We start from the raw sequence: 1,531 nt of genomic DNA, 5'->3' as shown, positions 1-1,531 counted from the left end.
ATACTAGATTTTAAAAATCTTATTGTTTTTTAGAAAATATTGCTACAATTTTTAATTTTTTTGTAATAATCCTTTTTATTCACTACAAAAAAACTATATTTTTTAAAAATATTATTATCTTTACACTATAATTTTAAAATGATACAATGAATTTTGTCGAATTATGAAAGGAGTGATTATTAATGTCAAAGAACTTCAAAAATAAAGATATGAACAAATCAAAGAAAAGAAAAGTAATTTTAATAAGTATATTTATAATAATAAGTTTAATTCTAGGCATAGGTATAGGTATTTTAAGTTATACATACAATCTATTAGGAAAAGTGGATAGAGTAACTATCAATAAAGATGACATAGGTATAAATAAAAATATTATTGACTGTAAAGAAATAAAAAACATTGCATTATTAGGTATAGATTCTACTAACGGAAATGCTGGTAGATCAGATTCTATAATGATTTTAACTATAGATAATAACAAAAATCAGCTTAGAGTTTCTTCTATTATGAGGGATTCTTACGTTAATATAGATGGTCATGGCCAAGATAAGCTTAATCATGCATATGCTTTTGGTGGCGCTCAATTATCTCTAAAAACTATAAATAAAACTTATGATTTAAATGTTTCTGATTTTGTTTCTGTTAATTTTTCTAATTTACCTAAGATTATAGATCAATTAGGCGGTATAAAATTAAATATTACAAAAGATGAGTTAAAATATATAAATCAATACATAAACTATTTGAATAAAGATAATAAAACAAATGTTGCACATATAACAGAATCTGGTATTCAACATGTTAATGGAACTCAAGCTTTAGCTTACTCTCGTATAAGATATACAGCTGGTGGTGATTATGAAAGAACTCATAGGCATAGAATTGTTTTAACAGCATTATTTAATAAATTTAAATCAACATCACCTACTGAGTATCCAAAGTTATTAAATGAATTATTACCTATGGTTAAAACAAACTTGACTCCTAATCAAATATTAGGTTTAGCTAGTGATGTTGTAAAAATGGGTAATGTAAATTTGGAACAGGATAGGTTCCCTTTAGACTCTCAATCTGAAGGAAAAATAATAAATGGTATCTGGTATTTAATATTTGATAAAGAAAAAACTACAACAAAATTACATGAATTTATTTTTAATGGTATAAAGTAGTTTTTAACTAGACTTAATTAATATAGAAATTAATAAAAGGTAAATAACTAAATAGTAAAATATTTAGTTATTTACCTTTATAAAAATTAACATATTTATAAAATCAAAATCTATTTTTTCTTATAGATGACTTTTAAAATCATATTTTTAAAATATTTAAATTCTTCTGTTCTATAAAATATTATCAAATAAAACATATTTATAAAAATAACATCTATTAAAATACTAAAAATAAAATTTTTTATTGAATATCCATTATTGAATTTATAAATAAAAGAATTAGTAATAACTAATGTTATTATTCCAACAATTAAATATTTAGAATACATTTGGAAATATTTAATTAACGGTTTCTTAAATAC

The 1,531-nt window shown here is 21.4% G+C and carries 1 protein-coding gene and 1 pseudogene; one reads left to right on the top strand and one right to left on the bottom strand.

Annotated features, from left to right (window positions below):
- Positions 1–182 precede the first annotated feature (182 nt).
- Positions 183–1,169 (top strand): LCP family protein, encoded by a 987-nt coding sequence (locus GBZ86_RS15790; RefSeq protein WP_152892240.1) that lies wholly within the window; start codon positions 183–185, stop codon positions 1,167–1,169.
- Between the two features lie 110 nt (positions 1,170–1,279).
- Here GBZ86_RS15790 and GBZ86_RS18075 read toward each other — a convergent pair.
- Positions 1,280–1,531 (bottom strand): annotated as a pseudogene (locus GBZ86_RS18075) (O-unit flippase); the annotation flags it as partial.

The sequence above is a fragment of the Clostridium tarantellae genome, from assembly GCF_009295725.1.
GTDB classification, from domain to species: Bacteria; Bacillota; Clostridia; order Clostridiales; family Clostridiaceae; genus Sarcina; species Sarcina tarantellae.
Note: the sequence above shows the minus strand (reverse complement) of the source record. Positions and strands in the feature narration are given on the sequence as shown.

Coding starts and splice junctions, on each gene's coding strand:
- GBZ86_RS15790 (WP_152892240.1), top strand. CDS start 183: ATGTCAAAGAACTTCAAAAATAAAGATATGAACAAATCAAAGAAAAGA.